The following is a 229-nucleotide window of genomic DNA, read 5'->3' as shown; positions in this document are numbered from 1 at the left end:
CGCTGCTGCTGGTCGCGCTGGCGGTCGGCCTCGTCGTGAGCCTGTTCCAGGCTGCGACGCAGATCAACGAGGTGACGCTGTCGTTCATCCCGAAGCTGCTCGCGGTCGCCGCGGCGCTCGTGATCGCCGGCCCGTGGATGCTGTCGACGATGCTCGACTACCTGCGGCAGGCGCTGCTGCACGTCGCGACCCTCGGCGCCGGCTGAGCCGCGCGCAACAACGCCCGGCG

General features: G+C 71.6%; 1 protein-coding gene. It reads left to right on the top strand.

Annotation, left to right across the window (positions count from 1 at the left end; translation table 11 throughout):
• The first annotated feature begins 2 nt into the window (after positions 1–2).
• Complete coding sequence (locus KVT39_RS37685; RefSeq protein ID WP_254640811.1) at positions 3–206, top strand: flagellar biosynthetic protein FliQ; 204 nt, start codon at positions 3–5, stop codon at positions 204–206.
• Positions 207–229 lie beyond the last annotated feature (23 nt).

This window comes from Burkholderia sp. GbtcB21 (assembly GCF_019091065.1).
In the GTDB taxonomy this organism is placed as follows: domain Bacteria; phylum Pseudomonadota; class Gammaproteobacteria; order Burkholderiales; family Burkholderiaceae; genus Burkholderia; species Burkholderia pyrrocinia_C.
The sequence above is the reverse complement of the archived record's forward strand: the minus strand, read 5'-3'. Positions and strand labels throughout refer to the sequence as shown.